At 68.6% G+C, this 25,698-nt stretch carries 23 protein-coding genes and 2 pseudogenes; 10 read left to right on the top strand and 15 right to left on the bottom strand.

Annotation, left to right across the window (positions count from 1 at the left end):
• Window positions 1-300 precede the first annotated feature (300 nt).
• A pseudogene (locus AX690_RS23660) lies at window positions 301-504 on the top strand (cold-shock protein); the annotation flags it as partial.
• A 129-nt stretch (window positions 505-633) separates the two neighbouring features.
• The gene (locus tag AX690_RS23655) at window positions 634-828 is read left to right on the top strand and encodes a cold-shock protein (protein ID WP_035017693.1); all 195 of its coding nucleotides are present in this window, start codon (window positions 634-636) and stop codon (window positions 826-828) included.
• Window positions 829-936: 108 nt separating this feature from the next.
• Here the strand turns inward: AX690_RS23655 and AX690_RS11660 are convergent, their stop codons facing one another.
• Entirely contained in the window at window positions 937-3,225 is a 2,289-nt protein-coding gene (locus AX690_RS11660; protein ID WP_066683750.1) for an NADP-dependent malic enzyme, read from the bottom strand.
• A 316-nt stretch (window positions 3,226-3,541) separates the two neighbouring features.
• Here AX690_RS11660 and uraH point away from each other — a divergent pair, with 316 nt between their 5' ends.
• The 5 genes from uraH to guaD all read left to right on the top strand — a co-directional run bounded on the left by uraH (window position 3,542) and on the right by guaD (window position 10,050).
• A complete protein-coding gene (gene uraH, locus AX690_RS11655; RefSeq protein WP_066683752.1) occupies window positions 3,542-3,889 on the top strand; it encodes a hydroxyisourate hydrolase in 348 nt (115 codons plus the stop codon).
• A complete protein-coding gene (xdhA, locus tag AX690_RS11650) occupies window positions 3,889-5,331 on the top strand; it encodes a xanthine dehydrogenase small subunit (RefSeq protein WP_066683753.1) in 1,443 nt (480 codons plus the stop codon). Before uraH ends, xdhA begins: the two co-directional genes overlap by 1 nt.
• The gene (gene xdhB, locus AX690_RS11645) at window positions 5,324-7,660 is read left to right on the top strand and encodes a xanthine dehydrogenase molybdopterin binding subunit (RefSeq protein ID WP_066683754.1); all 2,337 of its coding nucleotides are present in this window, start codon (window positions 5,324-5,326) and stop codon (window positions 7,658-7,660) included. The genes xdhA and xdhB overlap by 8 nt, the downstream gene beginning before the upstream one ends.
• Window positions 7,661-7,753: 93 nt before the next feature.
• Entirely contained in the window at window positions 7,754-8,761 is a 1,008-nt protein-coding gene (gene xdhC / locus AX690_RS11640; protein ID WP_066730381.1) for a xanthine dehydrogenase accessory protein XdhC, read from the top strand.
• Window positions 8,758-10,050, top strand: coding sequence for a guanine deaminase (gene guaD, locus AX690_RS11635; RefSeq protein WP_066682206.1), 1,293 nt, complete (start codon window positions 8,758-8,760; stop codon window positions 10,048-10,050). Before xdhC ends, guaD begins: the two co-directional genes overlap by 4 nt.
• A gap of 136 nt (window positions 10,051-10,186) precedes the next feature.
• Here guaD and AX690_RS11630 read toward each other — a convergent pair whose 3' ends face one another.
• The 4 genes from AX690_RS11630 to AX690_RS11615 are packed head-to-tail and all read right to left on the bottom strand — an operon-like array spanning window position 10,187 to window position 13,198.
• Window positions 10,187-11,164: a nucleoside hydrolase gene (locus tag AX690_RS11630; protein WP_066682208.1), complete on the bottom strand. Its 978-nt coding sequence runs from the start codon at window positions 11,162-11,164 to the stop codon at window positions 10,187-10,189.
• Between the two features lie 11 nt (window positions 11,165-11,175).
• Window positions 11,176-11,592, bottom strand: a complete 417-nt coding sequence (hpxZ, locus tag AX690_RS11625; RefSeq protein WP_066682211.1) for an oxalurate catabolism protein HpxZ — start codon at window positions 11,590-11,592, stop codon at window positions 11,176-11,178.
• A complete protein-coding gene (locus AX690_RS11620; protein ID WP_066682214.1) occupies window positions 11,589-12,983 on the bottom strand; it encodes an AtzE family amidohydrolase in 1,395 nt (464 codons plus the stop codon). Before AX690_RS11620 ends, hpxZ begins: the two co-directional genes overlap by 4 nt.
• A complete protein-coding gene (locus tag AX690_RS11615) occupies window positions 12,980-13,198 on the bottom strand; it encodes a hypothetical protein (RefSeq protein WP_082769622.1) in 219 nt (72 codons plus the stop codon). Before AX690_RS11615 ends, AX690_RS11620 begins: the two co-directional genes overlap by 4 nt.
• Before the next feature lie 223 nt (window positions 13,199-13,421).
• On the opposite strand from AX690_RS11615, the gene AX690_RS11610 reads away from it, so the two are divergent.
• From AX690_RS11610 to AX690_RS11600, 3 genes are all read left to right on the top strand, one after another.
• Window positions 13,422-14,375 carry an acetamidase/formamidase family protein gene (locus AX690_RS11610; RefSeq protein ID WP_197426844.1) on the top strand — a complete coding sequence of 318 codons (954 nt, stop codon included), beginning with the start codon at window positions 13,422-13,424 and terminating at the stop codon, window positions 14,373-14,375.
• Between the two features lie 130 nt (window positions 14,376-14,505).
• A complete protein-coding gene (locus AX690_RS11605; RefSeq protein ID WP_066682221.1) occupies window positions 14,506-15,969 on the top strand; it encodes a calcium-binding protein in 1,464 nt (487 codons plus the stop codon).
• 94 nt (window positions 15,970-16,063) lie between these two features.
• A complete protein-coding gene (locus AX690_RS11600; protein WP_066682222.1) occupies window positions 16,064-16,780 on the top strand; it encodes a YceI family protein in 717 nt (238 codons plus the stop codon).
• Between the two features lies 1 nt (window position 16,781).
• On the opposite strand, the gene AX690_RS11595 is transcribed toward AX690_RS11600, so the two are convergent.
• The 10 genes and pseudogenes from AX690_RS11595 to AX690_RS11550 form a co-directional block, all read right to left on the bottom strand.
• Window positions 16,782-17,459, bottom strand: a complete 678-nt coding sequence (locus tag AX690_RS11595) for a TetR family transcriptional regulator (protein ID WP_066682224.1) — start codon at window positions 17,457-17,459, stop codon at window positions 16,782-16,784.
• Window positions 17,456-18,643 (bottom strand): urate hydroxylase PuuD, encoded by a 1,188-nt coding sequence (locus AX690_RS11590; RefSeq protein WP_066682226.1) that lies wholly within the window; start codon window positions 18,641-18,643, stop codon window positions 17,456-17,458. The genes AX690_RS11595 and AX690_RS11590 overlap by 4 nt, the downstream gene beginning before the upstream one ends.
• Entirely contained in the window at window positions 18,643-19,167 is a 525-nt protein-coding gene (uraD, locus tag AX690_RS11585; RefSeq protein ID WP_066682228.1) for a 2-oxo-4-hydroxy-4-carboxy-5-ureidoimidazoline decarboxylase, read from the bottom strand. The genes AX690_RS11590 and uraD overlap by 1 nt, the downstream gene beginning before the upstream one ends.
• Complete coding sequence (gene puuE / locus AX690_RS11580; RefSeq protein ID WP_066682230.1) at window positions 19,164-20,078, bottom strand: allantoinase PuuE; 915 nt, start codon at window positions 20,076-20,078, stop codon at window positions 19,164-19,166. The genes uraD and puuE overlap by 4 nt, the downstream gene beginning before the upstream one ends.
• Before the next feature lie 127 nt (window positions 20,079-20,205).
• Window positions 20,206-21,429 carry an alanine--glyoxylate aminotransferase family protein gene (locus AX690_RS11575; protein WP_066682232.1) on the bottom strand — a complete coding sequence of 408 codons (1,224 nt, stop codon included), beginning with the start codon at window positions 21,427-21,429 and terminating at the stop codon, window positions 20,206-20,208.
• A complete protein-coding gene (locus AX690_RS11570) occupies window positions 21,426-22,679 on the bottom strand; it encodes an allantoate amidohydrolase (RefSeq protein ID WP_156449637.1) in 1,254 nt (417 codons plus the stop codon). The genes AX690_RS11575 and AX690_RS11570 overlap by 4 nt, the downstream gene beginning before the upstream one ends.
• Window positions 22,680-22,849: 170 nt before the next feature.
• Window positions 22,850-23,935 carry a mechanosensitive ion channel family protein gene (locus AX690_RS11565; RefSeq protein ID WP_066682236.1) on the bottom strand — a complete coding sequence of 362 codons (1,086 nt, stop codon included), beginning with the start codon at window positions 23,933-23,935 and terminating at the stop codon, window positions 22,850-22,852.
• A 40-nt stretch (window positions 23,936-23,975) separates the two neighbouring features.
• Window positions 23,976-24,383 carry a DUF2177 family protein gene (locus tag AX690_RS11560; RefSeq protein WP_066682239.1) on the bottom strand — a complete coding sequence of 136 codons (408 nt, stop codon included), beginning with the start codon at window positions 24,381-24,383 and terminating at the stop codon, window positions 23,976-23,978.
• Window positions 24,380-25,423 (bottom strand): cyclopropane-fatty-acyl-phospholipid synthase family protein, encoded by a 1,044-nt coding sequence (locus AX690_RS11555; protein WP_066682245.1) that lies wholly within the window; start codon window positions 25,421-25,423, stop codon window positions 24,380-24,382. Before AX690_RS11555 ends, AX690_RS11560 begins: the two co-directional genes overlap by 4 nt.
• Before the next feature lie 79 nt (window positions 25,424-25,502).
• Window positions 25,503-25,698, bottom strand: a pseudogene (locus AX690_RS11550) (FADH(2)-oxidizing methylenetetrahydrofolate--tRNA-(uracil(54)-C(5))-methyltransferase TrmFO); the annotation flags it as partial.

Here is a 25,698-nt window from a genome sequence, read left to right as displayed (position 1 = left end):
CGTCAGGCTCATAACCTGAAGGTCACAGGTTCAAATCCTGTCCCCGCACCCAAGGTCCAAGGCCGATTTTTCCACCCCGTCCGATTGCGGCCGGGGTTTTTCTATATCGGCGCGTGCAATTTAGAGTGGCATTGGCGCCACGCTTGCCCCCCGATCCGCGACTTTTTCTGGCGCTCGCCGCCTTCCGGTCGATTTTCTCCGCTCAAAGCCCATAGCGCGTGGCGCGGTTTTGCGTCATGACTTCCGTTGGAAGGACGCGGGCCGACTATCAGCCCGTCGATTGAGGTGTTTGAGGATAATATGGCGAACGGTGTCGTTAAGTGGTTCAACCCGGCCAAGGGCTTTGGCTTCATTCAGCCCGAGGACGGCGGCCAGGACGTGTTCGTCCATATCGCCGCGGTTGAACGCTCGGGTCTGTCGGGCCTGAACGAAGGTGATCAAGTCGCGTACGAACTGGAAGAAGACCGTCGCTCGGGTAAGACCTCGGCCGGTCAACTGCGCGTCACGGGCCACGGCCCGGCTCCGGCCGGCGGCGGCGCTGGCCGCGGCGGCCCGCGTCCGGCGCGTGGCGGCTTCGACAGCGCGCCCCGCAACAATTTCTCGAGCGGCACCGGCGAGTCCGGCACCGGCGTCGTGAAGTGGTTCAACACGACCAAGGGCTTTGGCTTCATCCAGCCGGACAACGGCGGCGGCGATGTGTTCGTGCACATCTCGGCCGTTGAGCGCGCCGGCCTGCGCGGCCTGAACGAAGGCCAGCAAGTCGGTTACGAGCTTGAACAGGACCGCCGCTCGGGCAAGACCTCGGCCGGCAACCTGCGCATCCTCTAAGGCTCAAAACGAAAAGGCCGCCCGGACGGACGGCCTTTTCAGAGACTTTCGAAGGCCCCGCCCGACGTGATGCGTCGGTCGGGGCCTTTTGTCGTTTGGGGAGCCTCTCTAAAGCGCGGCGAGGGCTCTCTCGGAGGCCGCCTGGTTTACCGCCAACGCCGTCAGGTTGACGATGCCGCGGGCGGTGACGCTGGGGATCAGCACGTGCAGCGGCTTGGCCATGCCGAGCAGCAGGGGGCCGACCAGCAGCGACTCCGTCGCCGCGCTCAGCAGGGTGAGGCCGATATTGGCCGCGTCCAGGGTGGGCATGACCAGCAGATTGGCCGAGCCCTTCAGCGGGCTGTCGGCGACCATGCGATCGCGCAGATGCTGGCTGAGCGCCGCGTCGGCGTGCATCTCGCCATCCACCTCCAGCTCCGGCGCCTGCTCGCGCAGGATGGCCAGGGCCTCGCGCATCTTGCGCGCGGTCGGCGAATTGCTGGCGCCGAACGACGAGTGCGAGAGCAGGGCGGCCTTCGGCGTCAGGCCAAAGCGGCGGACGGCCTCGGCGGCCAACTGGGCGCATTCGGCGATCTGCTCGGCGGTCGGATCCACGTTCACGTGGGTGTCGCAGAAGAACAGCGTGCCGTTGTCCAGGATCAGCGACGACATGGCGTAGACGCGGCTGACATTGTCCCGCTTGGGGATGATCGGCAGGGCGTATTTCAGGTGCTGCCACCAATCGCCGCTGCCGCCGACCAGGGCGGCTTCGACATAGCCCGAGGCGAGCAGCATCGAGGCGGCCACGGTGCGACGGCCCTGGACGCGGCGCTCGGCCGCCGTCGGCGGCACGCCGCGCCGGCCAACCAGCTTCTGGTAGTCCGCGACCAGAGGGCCGAACAGGTCCATGTCGGCCTGGGGATCGACGATCTCGACCGCGCCGTTGACGTCGAGGCGCAGGCCCAGATCCTGGATCTTGGCCTTGATCACCTCGCGGCGACCGACCAGCACCGGCGAGGCCAGGCCCTCGTCCACCACCGTCTGCACCGCGCGCAGCACGCGCTCGTCCTCGGCCTCGGCATAGGCGACCTTGACCGGCGCCTTGCGAGCCCGCTCGAAGACCGGCCGCATCAGCTGGCCCGAGCGATAGACGAAGAGCTCCAGCTCCTGGCGATAGGCGTCGAAGTCGGCGATCGGCCGGGTGGCGACGCCGCTGTCCATGGCCGCCTTGGCCACGGCGGGCGCGATCTGCAGGATCAAGCGCGGGTCGAAGGGCTTGGGGATGATGTACTGCGCGCCAAACACCGGCGCCGTCCCGCCATAGGCGCTGGCGACCACTTCGGAGGCCTCGGCGCGGGCCAGCTCGGCGATCGCCTCGACGGCGGCGACCTTCATCGTCTCGTTGATCTCGGAGGCGCCGACGTCCAGCGCGCCCCGGAAGATGAACGGGAAGCAGAGGACGTTGTTGACCTGGTTGGCGTAGTCGCTGCGGCCGGTCGCCATGATGGCGTCGGGACGGGCGGCGTAGACCAGCTCGGGCAGGATCTCCGGATCCGGATTGGCCATGGCCAGGATCAGCGGGTTCGGCGCCAGCAGCGGCAGCCATTCCGGCTTGAAGACGCGCGGGGCCGAGAGACCCAGGAAGATGTCGGCGCCCGGCAGCACCTCGGGCAAGGTGCGGGCGTCGGTCTGGCGGGCGTAGCGCGCCATGTTTTCGGGCATGTCCGGCTCGCGGCCGGCGTGCACCACGCCCTTGATGTCGGTCAGGGTGACGTTCTCGACCGGCAGGCCCATCGAGACCAGCAGGTCGACGCAGGCTAGCGCGGCCGCGCCGGCGCCCGAGGTCACCAGCTTGACGTCCTTCAGGGTCTTGCCCTGGACGAGCAGGGCGTTGCGGACCGCGGCGGCGCAGACGATGGCGGTGCCGTGCTGGTCGTCGTGGAAGACCGGGATGTTCATCCGCTCGCGCAGCGCCCGTTCGATGACGAAGCACTCGGGAGCCTTGATGTCCTCGAGGTTCACCCCGCCGAAGGTCGGCTCCAGCGCCGCCACCACCTCGATGAAACGGTCAGGATCCTTGGCGTCGACCTCGATGTCGAAAACGTCGATGCCGGCGAATTTCTTGAAGAGGACGGCCTTGCCTTCCATCACCGGCTTGGAGGCCAAGGGGCCGATATCGCCGAGACCCAGCACCGCGGTGCCGTTCGAGATCACCGCGACCAGGTTGCCGCGCGCGGTGTAGTCGCGGGCGGTGTCGGGGTTGTCGGCGATCGCCAGGCAGGGCGCGGCGACGCCGGGCGAATAGGCGAGGGCGAGGTCGCGCTGGGTGGCCATCCGCTTGGTGGCTTCGATCGCCAGCTTTCCGGGCCGCGGGAGGCGGTGATAGTCCAACGCCGCCTTGCGGAAATCCTCGTCCATTGGTCTTCCTCTAGAAGCTCTGCGCGTGTTCGCGCGGTCCGTCTCGGTCGCGGGCCGTTCACCCGTCTAGCTACCGGGGATGATCGGCTTTTCCAACCCTGTGCGGCCGGGGAATGTGTTCATTTGTGATAGCGGTAACATCCGGCGCGCCGTCAGAGGGGCTCTCGTAAGTAATAAATCTATTATATATTGCCTGCGCTTCGGGCGCCGTTCGCCGGGTTCCGTGGCGCTTCGTCGATCGCGTCCCGCGAGCCCGTTGGAGCGCTGGACACGGCGGCGAGGGCGGCCGAGCATCGACTCGATCGGAGTACGGACGATGAGCGGACTGACCACCCACATCCTCGACCAGGCGGCCGGAAAGCCGGCGGCGGGCGTCGTGGTGCGCGTGTCGCGCCGCGAGGGCGAGGCCCTGTCGCGGATCGCGGAGCTCCGCACGGACGCCGATGGCCGCGCGCGCCTGATCGCCGGCGAGGATCTGGCGGTCGGCGGCTACCGCCTGGAATTCGCGATCGGCGACCACTTCGAGGCCTCGGGCCTGCCGGTCACCGATCCGCCGTTCCTGGACGTGGTGGTGATCGATTTCGCCGTCTCGAACACCGAGCAGCACTGGCACGTGCCGCTGCTGGTCTCGCCCTACGGCTATTCCACCTACCGGGGCAGCTGATGGGCGAGGTGATCCGCTTCCTGCTGGACGGCGAGGTTCAGGAGGTGCGTGGGGCCAATCCCACCACCACCCTGCTGGAGCACCTGCGCGGCCCGATGCGCCGCACCGGGACCAAGGAAGGTTGCGCCGAAGGCGACTGCGGGTCTTGCACGGTGCTGGTCGGAGAAGGCGAGGGCGACACGGTCGCCTGGCGGGCGGTCAACGCCTGCATCCAGTTCTTGCCCATGCTGCACGGCAAGGCCCTGGTGACGGTCGAGAGCCTGGCGAAGGATGGAGCGCTGCATCCGGTTCAGCAGGCGATGGTCGAGAAGCACGGCTCCCAGTGCGGCTTCTGCACGCCAGGCATCGTCATGTCCCTGTACGGCCGCGCGGTCGGCGCCAAGGGCGCGTGCGCGCCGGTGGGGGAGGTGCTGGCTGGAAACCTATGCCGCTGCACCGGCTATGGCCCGATCATCGAGGTCGCCAAGGGCGTGGCGGCCGAGGCCGCGCCGGTGGTCGACCTTTCCGCCGTGCGCGACGAGGCCATGCTGGCGCTGAGCTTCGAGGATGAGGTTCACGGCGTCACCCGGACTTGGCTCTCGCCGCGAACGGTGGACGAGCTGGCGCGGGCCTATCTCGAACATCCGGATGCGACGATCGTGGCCGGCGCGACCGACGTCGGCCTGTGGGTCACCAAGCAGCGGCGGCCGCTGCCGACCCTGATCAGCGTGTCGGAGGTCGCCGAGCTCAAGACGATCGAAGAGGCGCCGGAGGCCGTCCGGATCGGCGCGGGCGTCCGCTATGTCGATGCGATCGACGTGTTCGCTCGACTCTATCCGGATCTCGGGCGGATGATGCGCCGCCTCGGCTCGACCCAGGTCCGCAACAGCGGGACGATCGGCGGCAACATCGCCAACGGCTCGCCGATCGGCGACATGCCGCCGGCCCTGATCGCGGCGGGGGCGACCCTGGTCCTGCGGCGCGGCGACGAGCGGCGCGAGCTGCCTCTGGAGGCGTTCTTCCTCGAGTACGGGAAGCAGGACCGCCGACCGGGCGAATTCGTCGAGGCGGTCATTGTTCCGAAGCTCCCTGCGGGCTGGATCTTCAAGGTCTTCAAGCTGTCCAAGCGGTTCGACCAGGACATCTCGGCCGTCTGCGGGGCGTTCTCCCTCGCGGTCGAGGCCGGCGTCGTGACGGCGGCTCGCATCGCGTTCGGCGGTATGGCCGGGACGCCGAAGCGCGCAGTGGCCTGCGAAACGGCGCTGATCGGCCAGCCCTGGAGCGCGGCGACGATCGAGGCGGCGATGGCCGCGCTCGACACCGATTACGCCCCGATGAGCGACATGCGCGCTTCGGCCGCCTATCGCGCCCTGGCCGCCCGGAACATGCTGCGCAAGGTGTTCCTGGAGAGCGTTTCGCCGGACATCGAAACCCGCGTCACGCCGGAGAGCGCCCATGGCTGACTCCGGCGTCGCCCCTTCGATCACCGCGCCGCGCGGCGTCCACGTCGCCCTGCCGCACGACAGCGCCGAGCGTCATGTGGCCGGTTCGGCGATCTATATCGACGACCTGCCCGAGCCGCCGGGCCTGCTGCATGTGCATCTGGGCATGAGCGCGCGGGCTCACGCCAAGATCGTCAAGCTGGACCTGTCGGCCGTGCGGGCCTCGCCGGGCGTCGTGCTGGTGCTGAGCGCGCAGGACATTCCGGGCGAGAACGACGTCAGTCCGGTGATCCACGACGACCGGCTGTTCGCGGACGGCGAGGTTCTCCACGTGGGCCAGAGCCTGTTCGCCGTCGCCGCGACCTCGATCGCGGCCGCCCGCGCCGCCGCGGCCAAGGTCGTGGTCGAGTACGAGGACCTGCCCGCCGCGATCGACATCGCCGCCGCGAGAGAGATGGACCTGAAGATCGAGGCCAGTCAGCGCATGGCGCGCGGCGACGCCCACGCGGCGCTAGAGGCTTCGGCGCGCCGCGTGCGGGGCCGGTTCTCGATGGGCGGCCAGGACCACTTCTATCTCGAGGGGCAGGTCGCCCTGGCCACGCCGCGCGAGGGCGGCGACGTCCACATCTGGTCCTCGACCCAGCACCCCAGCGAGGTGCAGCACTTGATCGCCCGCGTGCTCGACCGGCCGCACACCGCCGTCACCGTCGAGGTGCGCCGCATGGGCGGGGGCTTCGGCGGCAAGGAGACGCAAGCCTCGCTGTTCGCCGCCGCCGCCGCCCTGGTCGCGGTCAAGACCGGTCGCCCGGCCAAGTGCCGTCCCGACCGCGACGAGGACATGGTCATGACCGGCAAGCGGCATGACTTCGAGGTCACCTACGACGTCGGCTTCGACGACGAGGGTCGGTTGACGGGCCTTTCGCTGGAGCTGGCCTCGCGCTGCGGGGCGACGACCGACCTGTCGATGGCGATCAACGACCGGGCGATGTTCCACGCCGACAACGCCTACTACCTGCCGGCGGTCGAGATCCTGTCGCACCGCTTCAAGACCCACACGGTGTCGAACACCGCCTTCCGGGGTTTCGGCGGACCGCAGGGGATGCTGGCGATCGAGCGGGTCATGGACGCGGTCGCCGCCGAGCTCGGGCTCGACCCGCTGGAGGTGCGCCGCCGCAACCTCTATGGCGGCGAGGGGCGCAACCTCACGCCCTACCACCAGGTGGTCGAGGACAATGTCGCGCCGCAGCTGATCGACGAGCTGGCGGCGTCTTGCGACTACGACGCCCGTCGCCGCGCGATCGAGGCGTTCAACAGGGCCAGCCCGGTGCTGAAGAAGGGCATCGCCCTGACGCCGGTGAAGTTCGGCATCTCGTTCACGACCACGCACCTGAACCAGGCCGGGGCGCTGATCCACCTCTACGCCGACGGCTCGATTATGCTAAACCACGGCGGGACCGAGATGGGGCAGGGGCTGAACATCAAGGTCGCCCAGATCGTCGCCCAAGCCTTTCAGGTCGATGTCTCGCGGGTGAAGATCACCTCGACCGTCACCGACAAGGTGCCCAACACCTCGGCCACCGCCGCCTCGTCCGGCGCGGACCTGAACGGCATGGCGGCCCTGAACGCGGCCGAGACGATCAAGGCGCGGCTCGTCGATTTCGCCGCCGCCAAGTGGGGCGTCGCGCCGGACGCGGTCGCCTTCACGCCGGACGGCGTGCGGGTGGGCGATCAGACGTTCACGTTCGCCTGGTTTGCTCGCCAAGCCCATCTGGCGCGGGTGTCGCTGTCGGCGACCGGCTTCTACGCCACGCCGAAGATCCACTACGATCGCGCCACCCATACCGGCCGGCCATTCTACTACTTCGCCTATGGCGCGGCCTGCAGCGAGGTGCTGATCGACACCCTGACCGGCGAGATGAAGGTCACCCGAGCCGAAATCCTGCACGACGTCGGCAAGTCGCTGAATCCGGCCATCGACCTGGGCCAGATCGAAGGCGGCTTCATCCAGGGCATGGGCTGGCTGACCACCGAGGAGCTGGTCTACGACGCGCAAGGGCGCCTGCGCACCCACGCGCCATCGACCTACAAGATCCCCACCTGCGGCGACCGCCCGGCGCATCTCGACGTCCGCCTGTGGAAGGCCGGGCGCAATGTCGAGGCCACGGTGCATCGCTCGAAGGCCGTCGGCGAGCCGCCGTTCATGCTGGCGATTTCGGTGCATTCGGCGATCAATCACGCGGTGGCGAGCGTCGGGGAATATCGGGTGCTTCCGGACCTGAACGCGCCAGCCACGCCCGAGGCGATTTTGATGGCCTGCGAGGATGTGAAGCGGAGAGCGTGCGATGTCTAAATCCCTCTTCCATAGGGAGAGGGAGGGTGAGGGGTTACGCCGTCATCCGTTGAAACCCCTCACCCCTACCCCTCTCCCTATGGAAGAGGGGTCATGAGTAACTGGGCTCGCGCCGCGCTCGCTCGCCTGGACGCCCATGACGAGGCCGCCCTGGTCACCGTCCTCGCCACCGAGGGCTCGGCCCCGCGCGAGGCGGGGACCAAGATGGTGGTCTGGCGCGACGGCCAGGACGGTACGATTGGCGGCGGCAATCTGGAGTATCGCGTGGCCGACCAGGCGCGGCGGATGCTGGACGGCAGCCAGGCCCACTTCGCGATCCAGGACTATCCGCTGGGGCCGCTGCTGGCCCAGTGCTGCGGCGGTCGCGTGCGGCTGTTCCTCGAGCGCCTGGACGACAACAGCCGCGACTGGCTGACCGAGGCGGCCCGGCGCATGGACGCCGCCCAGCCGTTCGAGGTCCGCACGCGCTTCGATCCCGGCGCGCTGGGCAAGACCATCGCGCCGATCCTGGCCACCCAGGACGAGGCGCCCGCCGTGACCCTCGCCGGCGCGCCGGCCAGCGCGCGTGGGGCGCGGCCGGAGCTGGGCGACGAACTGGTCGAGCGCGCCGACGCGCCGCGGCCGCCGCTGCTGCTGTTCGGCGCCGGCCATGTCGGCCAGGCGATCGCCCGCGCGTTCGAGCCGCTGCCGTTCCGCCTTTCCTGGTACGACAGCCGCCCGGAGACGGCGGAGATCCCGGGCGTCACCGTGATGGAGCCGGCCGAGATGGCCGCCAAGGCCATGGGCGCGACGGCCGACGCCTATGGTCTCGTCCTGACCCACGATCACGCCCTGGACTACGCCCTGGTCTCGGCGGGGCTGGCGGGCGGGGGCTTTGGCTATTTCGGGGTGATCGGCTCGAAGACCAAGCGCGCCCGTTTCATGAGCCGGTTACGCGATGATGGTTTCTCGGAGGCCGTATTGACGCGACTGACCTGTCCGATCGGCCTGCCGGGCCTGAAGAGCAAGGCGCCGGAGGTGATCGCGGTCTCGGTGGCCGCCGACCTGCTGATGCGCCAGGAAGCCGCGCGCGTGCGCAACGACGAGAGTTCGAAGACGTGAAAGCCTATCGTGGGTCGATCCTGCACCTGCTGGACGATCCGACCCAAACCTCGCGCGCGGAGGCGGTGGCCTTCCACGAAGACGGCCTGCTGCTGGTCGAGGACGGCCGCGTGGCGGCCTGCGGCGCCTATGATGACATCGCCCCGCGCCTGGGCGAGACGTCGGTCGAGGACCTGACCGGCCATCTGATCACGCCCGGCTTCGTCGATGCGCACATCCACTTCCCGCAGGTCGACGTCATCGCCGCCCATGGCGCGCAGCTGTTGGACTGGCTGGAGCAGCACACCTTTCCGGCCGAGGCGCGGTTCGCCGACGCCGCCCACGCCGCCGAGACCGCGACCTTCTTCCTGGACGAATTGCTGCGCAACGGCACGACCACGGCCCTGGTGTTCGGCTCGGTGCACAGGGTCTCGGTCGAGGCGCTGTTCGCCGAGGCCCTGGCGCGCGACATGCGGCTGATCGCCGGCAAGACCCTGATGGACCGCAACGCGCCGGAGGGGCTGACCGACACCGTCGAGAGCAGCCGCGCCGACATGGAGGCGCTGATCGCCGACTGGCACGGCAAGGGCCGCCTGGGCTACGCGGTGACGCCGCGCTTCGCGATCAGCTGCAGCGACGAGCAGCTGGCCATGGCTGGCGAGGTGCTGGCCGCCCACCCGGGCGTGTGGATGCAGACGCACCTCTCGGAAAACGCCCACGAGATCGCGGAGACGGCGCGGCTCTTCCCCGCCGCCAAGGACTATCTGGACGTCTACGACCGCTTTGGCCTGCTGGGCCAGCGCTCGGTCTTCGCCCACTGCGTCCACTTGCAGGGCGAGGCGTTCCAGCACCTGGCCGCCAAGGGCGGGGCGGCCGCGTTCTGCCCGACCTCGAACCTCTTCCTGGGCTCGGGTCTCTTCCCGCTGAAGGACGCCTGCGCCCATGGCGTGAAGGTCGGCTTGGGCACCGACATCGGCGCCGGCACGACCTTCTCGATCCTCCACACCCTGGGCGAGGCCTACAAGGTCGGCCAACTGCGCGGCGACGCGCTCGACCCGTTCCACGCCTTCTATCTCGGCACGCTGGGCGGGGCGCGGGCGCTGGATCTGGACGACAAGATCGGCAACCTGGCGCCCGGCAAGGAGGCGGACTTCCTGGTCCTGGACCTGGCGCCGACGCCGCTGATCGCGCGCCGGCTAAAGGCCGCCAAGACGCTTGAGGACAAGCTCTTCGCGCTGACGGTGCTGGGCGATGACCGGGTGGTCGCGCGGACGTATCTGGCGGGCGTGGAGCGGTACAGGCGGGGGTAGCTTCGAAGATGCTCCCCCGTGATACGGGGGAGCTGTCGCGGAGCGACTGAGGGGGCGAGCTGGAAATCGGCCGGGCTAGCCCCCACCGGCCCTCTGGGCCACCTCCCCCGCGAGCGGGGGAGGAACTGGCCAAAGCCTACCCGTGCGCCGCCGCCATCGTCTCGGCATACAGCTTCAGCAGCCGCTCCCCGTCCACGGCCACGGTCACGGCCTGGATCGGCTGGTCGTCCCAGGCCGAGGGGCCGAACAGCTCGCCCTCGACCTTCTGGCAGGTCTGGCCCAGGGCGATGCCCTCGGTGACCACGCGGACCGAGCCGCGACGCACCTTGAACAGGGTCGGATCGATCACGAAGGCCACGGCCGCCGCGTCGTGGACGCAGCAGCCGACGATGCCGTCGCGGCCGCCGTAGAAGGCGGCGTAGGGCTTGGAAATGGCGTTCAGGAAGCCGCCGGCGTCGCTGCCCCCGGCCGCGAGAGCCTCCATGTAGGCGGGCGACATCACGACCTGGGTCGTCACGTCCAGGCTGACGGCGGTCAGGTTCCAGGGGGCGGTGAAGACCTGGTCGGCGGCCTCGGGATCGTTCCAGATATTGGCCTCGGCGACGGGCGTGACATTGCCGGGCTTGCCGGCCACGCCGAACGCGCCGCCCATGATCACGACGGACTTGAGCAAGGTGGCGATCTCGGGATCGGCTTGCAGCGCCAGGGCCAGGTTGGTCAGCGGACCAACGGCGCACAGCACGACCTCGCCGGGATACTGGCGGGCCAGGTCGATGATCGCCTGGTGGGCCGGCTTGGCTTCCGGCTGTTCGGCGACCAGGCCCGTGAGCTCGACGTCGCCCAGGCCGTTCTCGCCGTGCACGAAGGTGGGCGAGGGGTTGCGCGGACGGACCAGCGGCTTGTCCGTCCCCTTGTAGATCGGGGCGGTCAAGCCAAAGCGTCGCTTCAGATAGAGCGCGTTGCGGGTGGTGGTGTCGATGTCGGCGTTGCCGAAGATGGTCGTCACCGCGATCAGATCGAGGGCGGGGCTCGCCTCGATGAACAGCAGCGCCATCGCGTCGTCGATGCCGGGATCGGTGTCGAAGATGATCTTGGTCGGGGTCTGGGCGGTCATGGGCGGGGGCTCTAGCGCTTTTCGCTCGGGGAGGCGAGCCGTTGATCGGCGCTCTCCTGCATCAGGGAGACGTGGGCCGAGGCGATCTTCCAGCCGCCCTCGACGCGGATCCAGGTCTGGCTTTGGCGGCCCAGGCGGCCGGTGTCGTCGCGCTGGAACAGGACGTTGGCGGTCGCGAAGTCCGCGCCGAACGTGGTGATCTCCGTGCGGAGCCTTGTTCGAGGCGGCGAGCCGCCGGCGCGGCCGACGCGGAAGGCGGCGATCTCGTCGAAGCTCCAGAGGTTTTCGGCCACGCCCAGGCGCACGGCGTGAGGCGAGTTCCAGAACGCGCCGTCCAACGCCGCCACGTCGTTGGTCATCAGCGCCGTCTCGTAGGCGTCGACCAGGGCGGTGACCTCGGCCAGGACGGCGGGATCGTTGATGATCATGCGAAGGCCTTCGGCGGATGGGCGGCGACGACGCCGGCGCGTTGCAGGCGAAGCGCCGCGGCGAAGGCCAGATCCTCGCGCCAGGGCGGGGCGATGATCTGGACGCCGATCGGCAGCCGGCCCGGCCGGTTCACCGGCGCGGCGACCACCGGCAGGCCGATATAGCTGATCGGCTGGGTGAAGGCGCCGAGGTTCTTGCGTACGGATACAGGAACCCCGTCCATCTCCATCGTCGCCTGGCCGATCGGCGGGGCGGGGCAGACCGAGGCCGGGGCCAGCAGGACGTCGTAGCGCTGGAAGACCTCGGCGACCTGGTCGCGGAAGATCGTGCGATAGCGCCGTGCGGCCTCGGCCACGCCCTTCGGCAGCAGGGCGCCGGCCAGCAGACGGTCGCGGACGGCCGGATCGTAGTCCATGGCGCGGGCGGCCAGGGCGTCGTGGTGCAGTTCGCCGCCCTCGAAGGCGGTCAGGCAGAAGGCGGCGGCGCGGGCGGCCTGGGCGCCGGGCAGGGTGACGCCCGTGTCGGCCGACAGCGCCTGGGCGACTTGCTCCAGCGCCTCGAGCACCTCGGGGAAGGCGCCTTGCTGGAACCAGCCGTCCAGCACGCCGACGCGGAGGGGTTGCTCGGCCAGCGTGTCGAGGCGTCCGGCGAGCGGATCCGCGTCTCGCACGCAGATCGCGTCGCCCTCGGGATCGGGGCCCTGCAGCACGTCATAGGCCAGGGCCAGCTCCTCGACCGAGCGGGCGAACGGGCCGACATGGTCCAGGCTCTCGACGAACGGAAAGACGCCCTGGCGGGACAGGCGGCCGTAGGTGGGCTTCAAGCCAAAGACCCCGCACAGGCCGGCGGGGATACGGATCGAGCCGTTGGTGTCCGAGCCCAGGCTCAGCGGGACCAGACCCGCCGACACCGCCGCCGCCGAACCGCCCGAGGAGCCGCCGGCGATGCGCGTCGGATCATGCGGGTTGCGCACGGGCCCGTCGTGGGCGTTCTCGGTGACGAAGCCATAGGCGAACTCGTCCATGTTCAGCGCGCCGACCAGGATCGCCCCGGCGGCGGTCAGGCGCTGGACCAGGGTGGCGTCGCGCGCGGGTGGGGCGGCCTCGCGGCGGATCTTGGAGCCAGCCAGGGTGGGCAGGCCTTCGATGTCGAACAGGTTCTTCACGGCGAACGGAACGCCGGCCAGCGGGCCGAGCGGACGGCCAGCGGCGCGAGCCGCGTCGACGGCGTCAGCCGCCGCCAAGGCGCGGTCGGCGGTCACGGCGGTGAAGGCGTTCAGCGCGCCGTCCCGTTTCTCGATGGACGCCAGGGTGGCTTCGGTGATGGCGCGCGCGGTCACGTCGCCGTCGCGGACCTGGGCCGCGATCTCGAAGGCGCTCAGAAAGCTCACGGCTGGAACGGCTCCGGCGTCTGGCCGGCGGCCTCGCCCAGCGCGTCGATGAACAGCCTAGTCTGGGCGCGGAGCAGGGCGACGTTGTCGATCACGCCCGCCAACGCCTGGGTGGGGATTGGGAGGTCTCGCTCGGCGGCGCGGGCCGCCGTCCAGGGGGCGATCTCGGCCTCGGCCAGGTCGAGGAAGGCTTGTGTCTCCGCGTCGAGCGCCATCCGGGCGAGGCTCCATAAGTAAGAAAAAACTTCATACACCGGGGTTCGTCGACCACGCCAGTCCCTGTGGCCGGCGCGCCGGCGATCGCCCAAGCCCGCGCCACTTTCGCCCGCGCGTCGCTCGCCACAAGAGCAAGGGGGTGGATCTTGCCCGCCTGAACCCGCCGCGCTCTTGGGATCGGCCGCGCGCCAAAGCCAAATGATCGAGTAATAGAAGGCTTACTTGATGGCGCATCACCGACTGGCCTCGGCCCCCGACACGATCCGCTTCGGCATGTTCGACGCGGCGTTCGATCCCGTGCTGACGGTGGCGTCGGGCGACAGCGTCACCTTCGAGTGCGTCTCGGGCGGCGTCGAGGTGATGCCGCCGGCCGGCTCGCCCTACGCCATTCCGTCGGCGCTCCAAGCGATCCACGACAGCAAGCCCGAGCGGATCGGTCCGCACATTCTCACCGGACCCGTCGCCATCGCCGGCGCCGAACCCGGCGACACGCTGGAGGTCCGGATCGAGGCCATCGAGCCGAACAACGACTGGGGCTACTGCGCCGTCCGCCCCTTGGCTGGCACGATCCCCGAGGACTTTCCCGAGCGCTATGTCAGCCACATCGCCGTCGATCGCGCGCGCGGCGTCTGCAAGCCAGAGTGGGGCCCCGAGCTGCCTTTGGCGCCGTTCTTCGGTACGATGGGCGTGGCGCCGCCCGCGCGCTATGGCCGCCTGTCCAGCCGCGAACCGCGCGAGCACGGCGGCAACATGGACAACAAGGAGCTGGTGGCCGGCTCGACCCTCTATCTGCCGGTCTGGGTTCCTGGCGCGAACTTCTCGGTCGGGGACGGTCACGGCCGCCAGGGCGACGGCGAGGTCTGCGTCAACGCGCTGGAGATGGGCCTGACCGGGACCTTCACCTTCGTCCTGCAAAAGGCGGGCGACGCCGGCGCCTTTGCCTGGCCGCGCGCCGAGACGCCGACGCACTACATCCTGATGGGCTTCAACGAGGACCTGGACCTGGCCATGAAGCAGGCCCTGCGCCAGACGATCGACTTCATCGCCGCCCGCTCGTCCCTGACCCGCGTCCAGGCCTATCAGTTCTGCTCCCTGGCCGTGGACTTCCGCGTCACCCAGACCGTCAACGGCGAGAAGGGCGTGCATGCGCTGCTGAAAAAGGGGCTGCTGTTCTGAGCGTGGGATCGCGGTTTTCCTAAGGTTGCAAGGCTTGGTTATTGCTCCTGAAGTAGAAAAATTCACTTGAGATAAATCTGAGGTTGTCCGCCAATGCCCTCGCTCCACTTCCGGAGCGGGGAGGCTAGTCATGTATCTGGTGGGAACCGAAGGTGATGATCTGCTGGTCGGCGGCGCGGACGCCGACACCCTGGTGGGGCTGGGCGGCAGCGACACGCTGCAGGGCGGTGATGGCGATGACCTGCTGATCGGCGGGGCTGGTTACGACACGCTGGACGGCGGCGCGGGCAGCGACACGGTGAGCTACGAGGACGCCGAGCCAGTCGGGATGTTCGAATTCCTGATGATCAATCTGCTGGGGCAATACGCTTCGGTGATCGGCCCGTTCGGCGGGGGCCTGCTGGACAACCTAGTCTCCATCGAGAACGCCATTGGTTCGTCCGGCGCGGACTGGCTAGTCGGTACGGCCGGCGACAACCACCTGTCCGGCGGCGCGGGAAGCGACAATATCGAGGGCAAGGGCGGCGCCGACATTCTCGACGGCGGCGATGGCAATGACCTGATCGCCACGGGCGGCATATTCGGAGCGGCCGCGCCGGGCTCTCTGATGATCGGCGGCGATGGGGGCGACACGATCCAGAGCGGCAATTCCAACGACACTATGCTGGGGGGTAATGGCGACGATTTTCTATCGGTTGGTGATTTCTCCACGACCCGCGTTGTGGATGGCGGCGCGGGAACCGACACATTGGCTTTCACCGGTTTCAGCGCGGAAGCCTTTCCAGGCGGAGTCGTTTTCGATCTCAATCAGACGATCGCTCAAACTGTCACCCCAGGGGTCGTTTTGACCGTTACAGGCGTCGAGAACGTCTATGGCTCGGTCGGGAATGACACCCTGATTGGTGACTCCGGCTCGAACTCCTTAAGAGGCGGAGCCGGAGACGACACCCTGATCGGCGGCGACGGTGACGATCTGCTGGAAGGCGGCCAGGGCAACAACATCCTCGACGGCGGCGCGGGCTCCGACACGTTGCTCTTTAATGCCACCGACGCGACGGGAGCCTCGATCAACCTCGCAGCTGGTATCGCTACTTTCGCGACCGCCAACGGTGTGTTCACAAATGGCCTCACGAGCATCGAGAGCGTCATTGGTACGAGAGGCTCGGACGTCATCGTTGGGGACGCCAACAACAATTTCATTCGCAGCGAAGGCGGAGCCGACACCCTTCAGGGTGGGGCCGGTCAGGATCTGTTGGACGGCGATGAGGGCGCGGACACCTTTGTGTTCCAATCGGGCGATAGTGAGATCGCCGCCCCCGACACCATTCGCTTTTTTGCAAGCGCGGACCGCATTCAATTCCTCGACGGTCCTACTGGCTCGGCAGCCAACTACGTCGAGCTGGAACAACCCGACTTCTTAGCGGTGGACGCACTCTTCGCTGGCGAGGGTGTGCGCTACGTGGCGATGCAGGCTGGCTCGACGGTATTCCTCTACGCCGATCTGGGCGAGGAGGGGACGACCTACGATCAACTCATCGTCCTGACCGGCAGCCATATCATGGGCATCGACGCCAGTTCGATCCTCGGCCTCTGAAGCAACCGACATCCGGGCTCCTACGTTGACGCTTCGTCGGCGTAGGAGCTTTCTTCTTCGTCGCGCGCCCGGTTGGCGGGTGGGAGGGAACCGCATGAAGACGATCCTGCCCGTCGTGGCGCTGTTGGCGTTGGCAGCTTGTTCGCCCTCAACGGACGACAAGAAGGCGGCCGCGCCGCCGCTGGTCGCCGCGCCGCCGGCTTCCACCGCGCTGAAGCCGCCCAAGGCCGACATCCCGGCCGGCGACTATGTGCTCGACAAGTCGCATGCGAGCCTGGTGTTCCGGGTCAGTCACCTGGGCTTCTCGCGCTACACGGCGGCCTTCGCGACCTTCGACGCCAAGCTTCGGTTTGACCAGAACAACGCCGTCGCCAGCGCGGTCGAGGCGACGATCGATCCGAAATCCCTGACCCTGCCGTCGCCGCCGCCCGGCTTCCAGGCCGACCTGATCGGTCCGCAGTGGCTGAACACCGGGACCTATCCGTCGATCACCTTCCGGTCGACCAAGGTCGAGGTCACGGGACCGGACACCGGCAAGGTCACCGGCGATTTGACCCTGCACGGGGTGACCAAGCCCGTGACCTTGGACGTGACCTATAACGGCGGCTATGCCGGCCATCCGATGGATCCGAACGCCCGCGTCGGCTTCTCGGCCAAGGGCGTCTTCAAGCGCTCGGACTTCGGGATCGCTTTTGGCGTCCCCGCGCCCGGCACGACCATGGGCGTCGGCGACGAGGTCGAGGTCCAGATCGAGGCCGAGTTCACCGGCCCGCCGCTGGTCAACGCCCCGCCGGCGCCCGCCGCGCCGTAACTTACCGCGCGCCGCGCGTCAGATAGCCTTCCAGCAGCGCCAGGGCGTGGTCCAGCCGGGCCTTGCGCCACTCGGGCGCGCTCATGTCGGTGTCCAGCGTCGCCGACAGCGAATAGCCGTTGGCCAGGTGGAAGCGGCTCATGGCCGCGATGGTCACATAGATCTGCACCGGATCAAGGTCGGGGCCGAACACCCCCTGGTCCTGGCCGCTCTTGATCAGCCGCTCGATCGTGCGGCGCAGCGGGAAGGCGGTCTCCGTCACGACCCGCGACTGCGCGGCGAACTTGCCGTGTTGCAGGTTCTCGTTGCGCAGCAGGCCCTCGAACTTCGGGTTCTTCTCGAAGTAGTCGAAGGTGAAGCGCTGCAGCTCGAGGAAGCCTTCCAGCGGCTTGTCGAAGTCGATCTTCAGCTCGGCCTCGCGCGCCCGCAGGTCCATGTAGGCGCTTTCGAGGACGGCCATGTACAGGCCCTTCTTGTCCCCGAAGTAGTGGTACAGCATCCGGATGTTGCACTTGGCGGCCTTGACGATCTTCTCGATCCGGGCCCCCGCGAAACCCGCCTGGGCGAACTCCTTCAGGGCGGCGGCGAGGATCGCCTTGCGCGTGCGCTCGGCGTTGCGCTTGCGGGGGGCGGTCTCGTTCTCGGCCTTGGTGGTCGCGTCCAGGACGGCGTCGGTCACGGGGTCTTGGCTCCCTGCTTGATCCAGGCGCCCAGCTGGGCGCGCTCCTCATCGGTCATGCCGGTCTCGTTGCCAAGGGGCATGCTGGTCGAGAGGACCGCGCGTTCGTTTATTTTTGGTGCGTAGGTCCGGATCTGCGCAGGGGTGTCGAAGGTCGCGCCCAAGGGCGGGGCGGAAAAGCCGGCGTGGGTGGGCGTCGCGGCGTGGCACATGACGCAGTGCTTCTGGATGATTCCCTGGGCCCTCGCGAAGGGGACCTCGCCGCTAACCTCGACCCTGTCCTTGGGCTTCATCGACGCGATCGCCGTCGCGCCGAAGATCAGCAGCGCGCCGACGAACAGCAGCTCGTGCCGGATCCTTCCGAAATGCCGCTGGATGAAGAAGTAGCGGATCGCGATCGCGCCGGCGCTGATCAGGGCCAGCAGCAGCCAGGCCTTCGGATGACCCGAGATGGCCGGATAGTGGTTGCTGATCATGATGAAGATGACCGGCAGGGTCATGTGGGTGTTGTGCACCGAGCGCTGCTTGCCCATCGCGCCCAGGCGCGGATCGACGGGGCGGCCGGCCAGCATGTCGGCGACGATCCTGCGCTGGTTGGGGATGATGACCAGGAAGACGTTCCCGACCATGCACGTGCCGATGATCGCGCCGACGTGGATGAAGGCGCCGCGATCGGAGAACAGCTGGGTCAGGGCCCAGGTCGCGGCGGTCAGGATCGCGAACCAGACGACGCCGAACAGCTTGCCGTTCTTGCCCAGCGGCGAGCGGCACAGGGCCTCGTAGGTCAGAAGGCCGCCGAAGAGGAAGGCCAGGCCCACGCCGATCGCCTGGGCCTGGCTGAAGGCGTGCTTGGCGGGGTCGATCAGATAGACGCCGGCCTGCCAGTAATAGAGCACCGTCAGCAGGGCGAAGCCGGACAGCCAGGTGGCGTAGGCCTCCCACTTGAACCAGTGCAGGTGCTCGGGCATGTGCGCCGGGGCGACCATGTACTTCTGCGAGTGGTAGAAACCGCCGCCGTGCACGGCCCACAGCTCGCCCTTCACACCGTCCTTGGGCGGATTGGGATCGCGCAGATTGTTGTCCAGCCAGACGAAGTAGAAGGACGCGCCGATCCAGGCCACGCCGGCCACCACGTGCAGCCAGCGCAGGGCCATGCTGGCCCAGCCCGCGAAGTCATAGTCCATCAGCTGGTCACCGCGTCGAGCAGTCGAAGCTTGGAGATCAGGCCGATCTGCTGGATGGCCTCGGCGATCTCGGTCGCTTCGTCGTTGGAAAGCCGCGCCTGCATGGCCGCCAGGATCGAGGCCTTGTCGTTCAGCCGCACGCAGATGATGAACGGAAAGCCGAAGCGGTCGCGGTAGGCGGCGTTCAGGTCGTGGAAGCGCGCGAACTCCTCGGGCGTCAGCCGGTCGAGACCGGCGCTGGCCTGTTCGGCGTTGCTCTCGGCGGTCAGGGTCTTGGCGATCGCGGCCTTGCTGGCCAGTTCCGGGTGCGCCCGGATCAGCGCCAGCTTGTCGGCGGTGGTCGCCGCTTCGAGGACCGACATCATCGCGTCGTGCATCGCCTGGACGCTGGCGAACGGACGCTCGCTCCAGGCGCGCTCGACGACCCAGGGCGAAAGCTCGAAGGCGAATCCCAGGGCGGTGGCGAAACCCGTCTGGTTCATGCTGTTCAGCCGAGCCAGGGTCAGGGGCGGGGCGCCGCTCATGCCTTGTTCCCTTCGTATGGATGCTCGGTGATCCAGTGCCGCGCGATGTCGATGCGCCGGGCGACCCAGACGCGGTCGTGGTTAGTGACGTGCTCGAGGAAGCGCCGCAGGGCGCCGATGCGGCCGGGCTTGCCGACGACGCGGCAGTGCAGGCCGATGCTCATCATCTTCGGCGAGGTCTCGCCCTCCAGGTACAGGGCGTCGAAGGCGTCGCGCAGATAGGTGAAGAACTGCTCGCCGGTGTTGAAGCCCTGCGCCGACGTGAAGCGCATGTCGTTGGCTTCCAGCGTGTAGGGCACGATCAGCTGCGGCCGGCCGTGCTGGTCGTCCCAGTAGGGCAGGTCGTCGGCGTAGCTGTCGGCGTCGTAGACGAAGCCGCCTTCGCGGGCGACGAGGCGCGCGGTGTTGGGACTGGTGCGGCCCTGGTACCAGCCCAGCGGGCGCTCGCCGGTCAGGCTTTTCTGGATCTCGATGGCGCGCTGGATGTGCTCCATCTCCTGGTCGGGCGAGACGTGCTGGTAGTCGATCCAGCGATAGCCGTGGCTGGCGATCTCCCAGCCGGACTTCATCATCGCCTCGACGGCGTCCGGGTTGCGCTCCATGGCCTGGGCGACGCCGAACACGGTCAGCGGCAGGCGAAACTCATCGAACAGCCGCCGGATGCGCCAGAAGCCCGCGCGCGAGCCGTATTCATAGAGGCTCTCCATCGACATGTGGCGCATGTCGGGAATGGGCTGGGCGCCGATCATTTCCGACAGGAAGAACTCGGAAACGGGATCGCCATGCAGGACCGACCGCTCGGCGCCTTCCTCGTAGTTCAGCACGAACTGGACGGCGACGCGGGCGTGGTTCGGCCAGCGCGGATGCGGCGGGTGCTCGCCATAGCCGATGAGGTCGCGGGGGTAGGTCATCAAATCCTCCCCCCATGGGGGAGGCGGCCGAAGGCCGGTGGGGGGAGAGGCAAGGTCAGCAGGACTTCCCCCTCCGTCCGCTTCGCGGACACCTCCCCCGCTGGGGGGAGGATTTTGATGGGCCCCCTCATCCGTACACCTTCGCCGCCGCGTCGACGCCCGCGCCGGCCGGGACGTTGAAGCCCTCCCAGCGCAGCACCGCCTCGAAGGCCGCCAGGGTCTGCAGCACCGCGTGCTTGCGGGCGTTCACGCCCATGGTCCCAATCCGCCAGATCTTGCCGGTCAAAGGACCGAAGGCCGAGCCGATCTCGATCTCGAAGTCGGTGCGCATCCGGGCCTTCACCCGGTCATAGTCGACGCCGTCGGGCGCCCAGATCCCGGTGACATTGGTCATCTTGTGGGCCTTGTCGCCGTAGATCGACAGGCCCATCGCTTCTAGGCCGGCGGTCATGGCCGCGCCGGCCTTGGCGTGACGCTCGAAGCGCGCCGGCAGCCCTTCCTCCAGCACCAGCCGCGCGCATTCGCGGGCGGCGAACAGCATCGGGGCGCATTCGGTGTGGTGGTTCAGGCGCTTCTCGGACCAGTAGTCCATGATCATCGCCAGGTCGAAGTAGTTGGAGGCGATGCGCCGGCCGGCGCCCGCCGCGCCGCCGGTTCCGAGGAGGCCTTTCTCGACATGGCGGCGCGAGACGATGTGCTCGGCGGCCTGGTCGCTGATCGTGATCGGGGCCGAGCCCGAGGGGCCGCCGAGGCACTTCTGCAGGCCGGCGGTGACGATGTCCGCGCCCCAGGCGTCGACCGGGACGTCCATGCCCGACAGGGTGGCGGTGGCGTCAACATACATCAGCGCCCCGTGCGCGCGGCAGATCGCGCCGATCTGGTCCAGCGGCTGGGCCATGGTGGTCGAGGTGTCGCCATGAACGCAGGCCACCAGCCGCGGCTTGACGCGCTTGACGGTCTCCTCGACCGCCTGCGGGTCGACCACGGTCCCCCAGGGCGCCTCGACGAAGGTGACCTTGGCGTCGCAGCGCTCGGCGATCTCGGCGAGCAGCAGGCCAAAGCGGCCGCAATTGACCACCACGACGTCGTCGCCGGGCTGCAGCGTCGAGACCAGCGCCGCCTCGATGCCCGCGCGCGAGGTGCCGTCGATCGCGAAGGTCCAGCGGTTCTTGGTCTGGAAGACACCGCGATAGAGCGCCATGACCTCGTTCATGTAGCCCGTGAACTCGGGGTCGAACTGGCCCAGCAGCTGCACCGACATGGCCCGCAGCACGCGCGGGTGCACGTTGATCGGGCCGGGGCCCATCAGCAGGCGGGCGGGATGGTCCAGTTCGTGAAAAGTCTCGGTCATGCGCGTTCGCGTCGTTCTAGCTTGTCGATGAAGGTGAGCATGGCGCGGGCCGCCAGGGCGCAGTCGGCCTCGGTGACGGCTTCGGCCGGGTTGTGGCTGATCCCGCCCTCGCAGCGGATGAACAGCATGGCGGTGGGGCAGAGGTCGGCCATCACCATGGCGTCGTGGCCGGCGCCGCTGGGCAGGCGCCGAACGGGGAGCGAGAGCTCGCCCAACGCCTCTTCCAGCAGGCCGATCAGCGACGGATCGCAGGGGCTCTCGGTCAGGGCCTGCATCAGGCGGATCTCCGCCGTCAGGCCGCGCGCGGCGGCGATCGCGTGGATCTCGGCGCAGATGGCGTCGACGGCCGCGTCGCGGGTCGCCGAGGTCTCGGCGCGGATGTCCATCGAGAACTCGACGGCGCCCGGAATGACGTTGAAGGCGCCGGGCAGGGCGGTGATGCGGCCGACCGTGCCGACCAGGCCGTTAGTCCCCGCGCGGCAGATCCGCTCCAGGGCCAGCACGCATTCGGCGGCGGCGGGGCCGGGGTCCTTGCGCAGGCCCATCGGCGTCGTACCCGCGTGGCCGGCCGTCCCGATGATCTTGACCATGATCCGCTTCTGCGCGGCGATGGCGGTGACGACGCCCAGCGCCAGGCGCTCGGCTTCCAGCACCGGGCCCTGTTCGATATGGGCCTCAAGGAAGGCCAGCACGTTTTCGGGCTGGCGCGCCGCGCTTTCGATCCCCTTCGGATCGCAGCCGAACGCCGCCAGGGCTTCGGCCACCGAGACGCCGTCGGCGTCGCGCATCTGCAGGGCGTTGGCGTCCAGCGTTCCGGCGATCGCGCGGCTGCAGCTCATCGAGGCGGGGAAGCGCGAGCCTTCCTCGTCGCCGAACGCCACGACCTCTATGGCGAAGGGCGGACGGCGACCGGCGCGGTGCAACGCCTCGACCACGTCGATGCCGAGCATGATCCCCAGCGGACCGTCATAGCGCCCGCCGTTGCGGACGCTGTCGATGTGCGAGCCGATGATCAGGGCCTTGGCGTCCGATGTCTGGCCCTCGTAGCGGCCGATCAGGTTGGCGGCGGCGTCGCGGCGGACGCTCATGCCGGCGTCCGTCATCCAGCCTTCCAGCGCCGACAGGGCGGCGGCGTGGGCCGGCGTCAGGAACCGGCGCGTCAGCTGCCCTTCGGGCTCGCTATAGGGCGGGACGCCCAGCAGGTCGCAGCGCGTCTTGGCCCTCGCACCAATGTCGAAACCCCCGGTCAAGTTCGCCTTGGCCTCCATCCCCGAACCTTAGCAGGCTGCGCCCGCCGTCTCGTCGCGACAAGCGCTTCCGGTGCGGCCTTGCCGCCCAGGCGCCCGCCCGCGCGCCATGTCGAGCGACCGGCGCCTCTTCATAAGTCATAATTTGCTTACTTGCGGAAGAGCCGCGCCGTTCAGGTCTCGCCGGCCGCCAGGGCCAGACGCCGACGCGGGAAGGCTTCCGGCAGCTCGTCGCGCAGGAAGGCCATCATCTTCTCGCGCACCTCGCAGCGCAGGTCGAAGGTCTTGCCGGCGTTGCGGGCGCTGACCAGGCAGCGGACCTCCATGACCTCGGCGGTCAGGTCTGTGACGGCGAGATTCACGACCTTGCCATCCCACAGCTCTGAGGCCCGGGCGATCTCCTCCAGCTTGGCGCGCAGGCGGTCGACCGGCGCGGCGGGATCGACATAGAGCATGGCCGTCCCAATCAGGGCCGAGCTTTCGCGGGTCCAGTTCTGGAATGGGTTCTGGATGAAGTAGCTGAGCGGCAGCACCATTCGCCGCCAGTCCCAAAGGCGCACGACGACGTAGGTGGCGGTGATCTCCTCGATGTTCCCCCATTCCTTCTCGACGATGACGGCGTCGTCGATGCGGATCGGCTGGGTGACGGCGATCTGGATGCCGGCGATCAGGTTGGTCAGCAAGGGCTGCAGCGCCAAGCCGACGATGAGGCTGGCCGCGCCGCCGGCCGCCAGCAGGCTGACGCCCCATTGCCGCACGCCTGGAATGGTCATCAGCGCCAGCGCCAGCGTGACGATGCCGACCAGGATCGCCACCGCCCGTCGCAGGATCCGCACCTGGGTGATGTGCTTGCGGGCCAGGAGGTTGTCTTCGACATCGACCTTGAAGCCGCGAAGGTAAAGGGCCGCGGCGATGTCGAGGGCGGTCAGGGACATCCAGCCCAGCAGCAGGATGAACAGCACCAAGAGCACGTGCCGCGCCGCGTCGGCCTGGCCGCCGGTCAGCGGCGCGGCGGAGACGGCGGGGCCCAGCGCCGCCACGATGATCGCCAGCCGGGTCGGCCGGCGCGTGCGGGCGATCAGCGCCTGCCAGAAGGCTTCGCGCTTGGAGACCGTTCGACGGACCAGGCGCACCGCGAACGCGTGGATCATCAAGGCGAGCAGCACCGCGACCGCGATCAGGACGAGACTGACCAGCCACGGCGGGGCCCAGGCGAAGATCGCGGCGGACGCCGCGAGCCAGATGAAGAAGTCTTGCATGCCAGGGCGAACGCTTGTCGCCCGGCATGGCTCCCTGAAATTAGCGCGTCATCGCCCAACGCGCGGCCGCGAAACCGGCGCTGGCCGAGACCGTGGTGATGAAGGTCCCCCAGGCCATGTCGATCAGGGTGATGGTCGTGGACCAGGTCTTCATGGTCGCCTGGTTGGTCAGGTCGTAGGTGGCGTAGGCGACCAGGCCGAACGCGGCCGCATGGATCAGCAGCCGCTTCCAGCCGCCTTCGCGAAGCGCGGGCAGGACGGCCAGCAGCACGATCCCCGCGACGTAGAGCAGGTAGAAGACGACCGCCGGCGGCAGGGAAGGCTTGGCCGCCAGCAGGTCGCCGATGCGCGGTTGATAGAGGCGGGGACTCATCTGGGTCAGCCAGACGGCGTCCAGGACCAGCATGGTGAGGGCCGTGCCCAGATAGGCGGCGACGATCTTGATCATTGTCCGCTCTCTTGGGCGACGGGACGCATGCGGTAGTGGCTGACACCCCATTCCTCGCCGCCGCGATGGCCGAACAGGCCGGCCGTGGCCAGGAAGAACAGTCGCCAGCGGCGACGCCAGACGGTGGCGTGCGAGCCGTAGACCTCAGCCAGGATCGGATCGATCGTGGCGCGTTTGGCGTCGAAGTTCTCCAGCCATTGGCGCGCGGTTCGGGCGTAGTGTTCGCCGCTCCAGCGCCAGTCGGTCTCGACCGTGAACAGGTCCGGGAACTGGCGGGGCAGGTCGTGGCTGGGCATCACCCCGCCGCTGAAGAAGTACTGGGCGATCCAGTCGGCCGGATCGTCGACCTCGAAGCGGTAGGGCGTGTTCCGGTGCGTGAAGACGTGCAGGAACAAGAGGCCGTCCGGTTTCAGCCAACCGCGCACGCGGGTCAGCAGGGCGCGCCAGTTGGACATGTGCTCGAACATCTCGACCGACACCACGCGATCGAAGCGCTGGTCGGTCTGGAAGTCGTTCATGTCGGCGGTGACGACGGTCAGGTTGTCGAGACCGCGCGCCGCCGCTTGGCTCTCGATGAAGGCGCGCTGCGAGGCCGAGTTCGAGACCGAAGTGATCCGGGCGTTCGGATAGCGCGCCGCCATGCACAGCGACAGCGAGCCCCAGCCGCAGCCCAGTTCCAGGATCGCCTGGCCGTCGCGCAGGTCCGCGTGCTCGGCGGTCTCGCGCAGCGCCGCCGCCTCGCCCTCGGCCAGGGTGGTCGCGCCGGGCGGATAGAGGCCGCTGGAATATTTCAGGTTCGGACCCAGCACCGCCTCGAAGAACGGGGCGGGCAGTTCATAGTGCTGGGCGTTGGCCGCGTCGGTATGGGTCGCGATCGGCCGCGCCTCCATCTCGCGCGCGAAGGCGGCCGAGGCGCCGGGCGGGGCCTTGCCCAGTCGACGGCGGGCGTCGCCGACCAGAAAGTCGATCGCCGCGCGGGAGACCGCGTCCGGCATGGGCGCGTCCTCGAACGCGTGGATCGCCGCCTTCACCAAGCTCATGGACCGTTCTCCCTCGCTAGCCCTCACAGCTACGGAGAGAGAACGCCTGCGGATGGGTCCGGGCGACGATCCTTTCGGCTCAGGCCTTGGCCCAGGCGTCCAAGTCGTTGAGCGCCCGGATGCTCATCAGCCGCTTCTTGGCGCGGCCGCGCTCCTTGAGCGGGATCTTCTTGCCGTCCTCGTCGACCTTGGGCGCTTCCAGCGGCGGCAGCAGGCCGTAGTTGATGTTCATCGGCTGGAAGCTGCCGCCGCTGGAAGCGCCCAAGGTCGACGAG

It is taken from the genome of Caulobacter sp. CCH9-E1 (assembly GCF_001556515.1).
Taxonomy (GTDB): Bacteria; Pseudomonadota; Alphaproteobacteria; order Caulobacterales; family Caulobacteraceae; genus Caulobacter.
The sequence above is the reverse complement of the archived record's forward strand: the minus strand, read 5'-3'. Positions and strand labels throughout refer to the sequence as shown.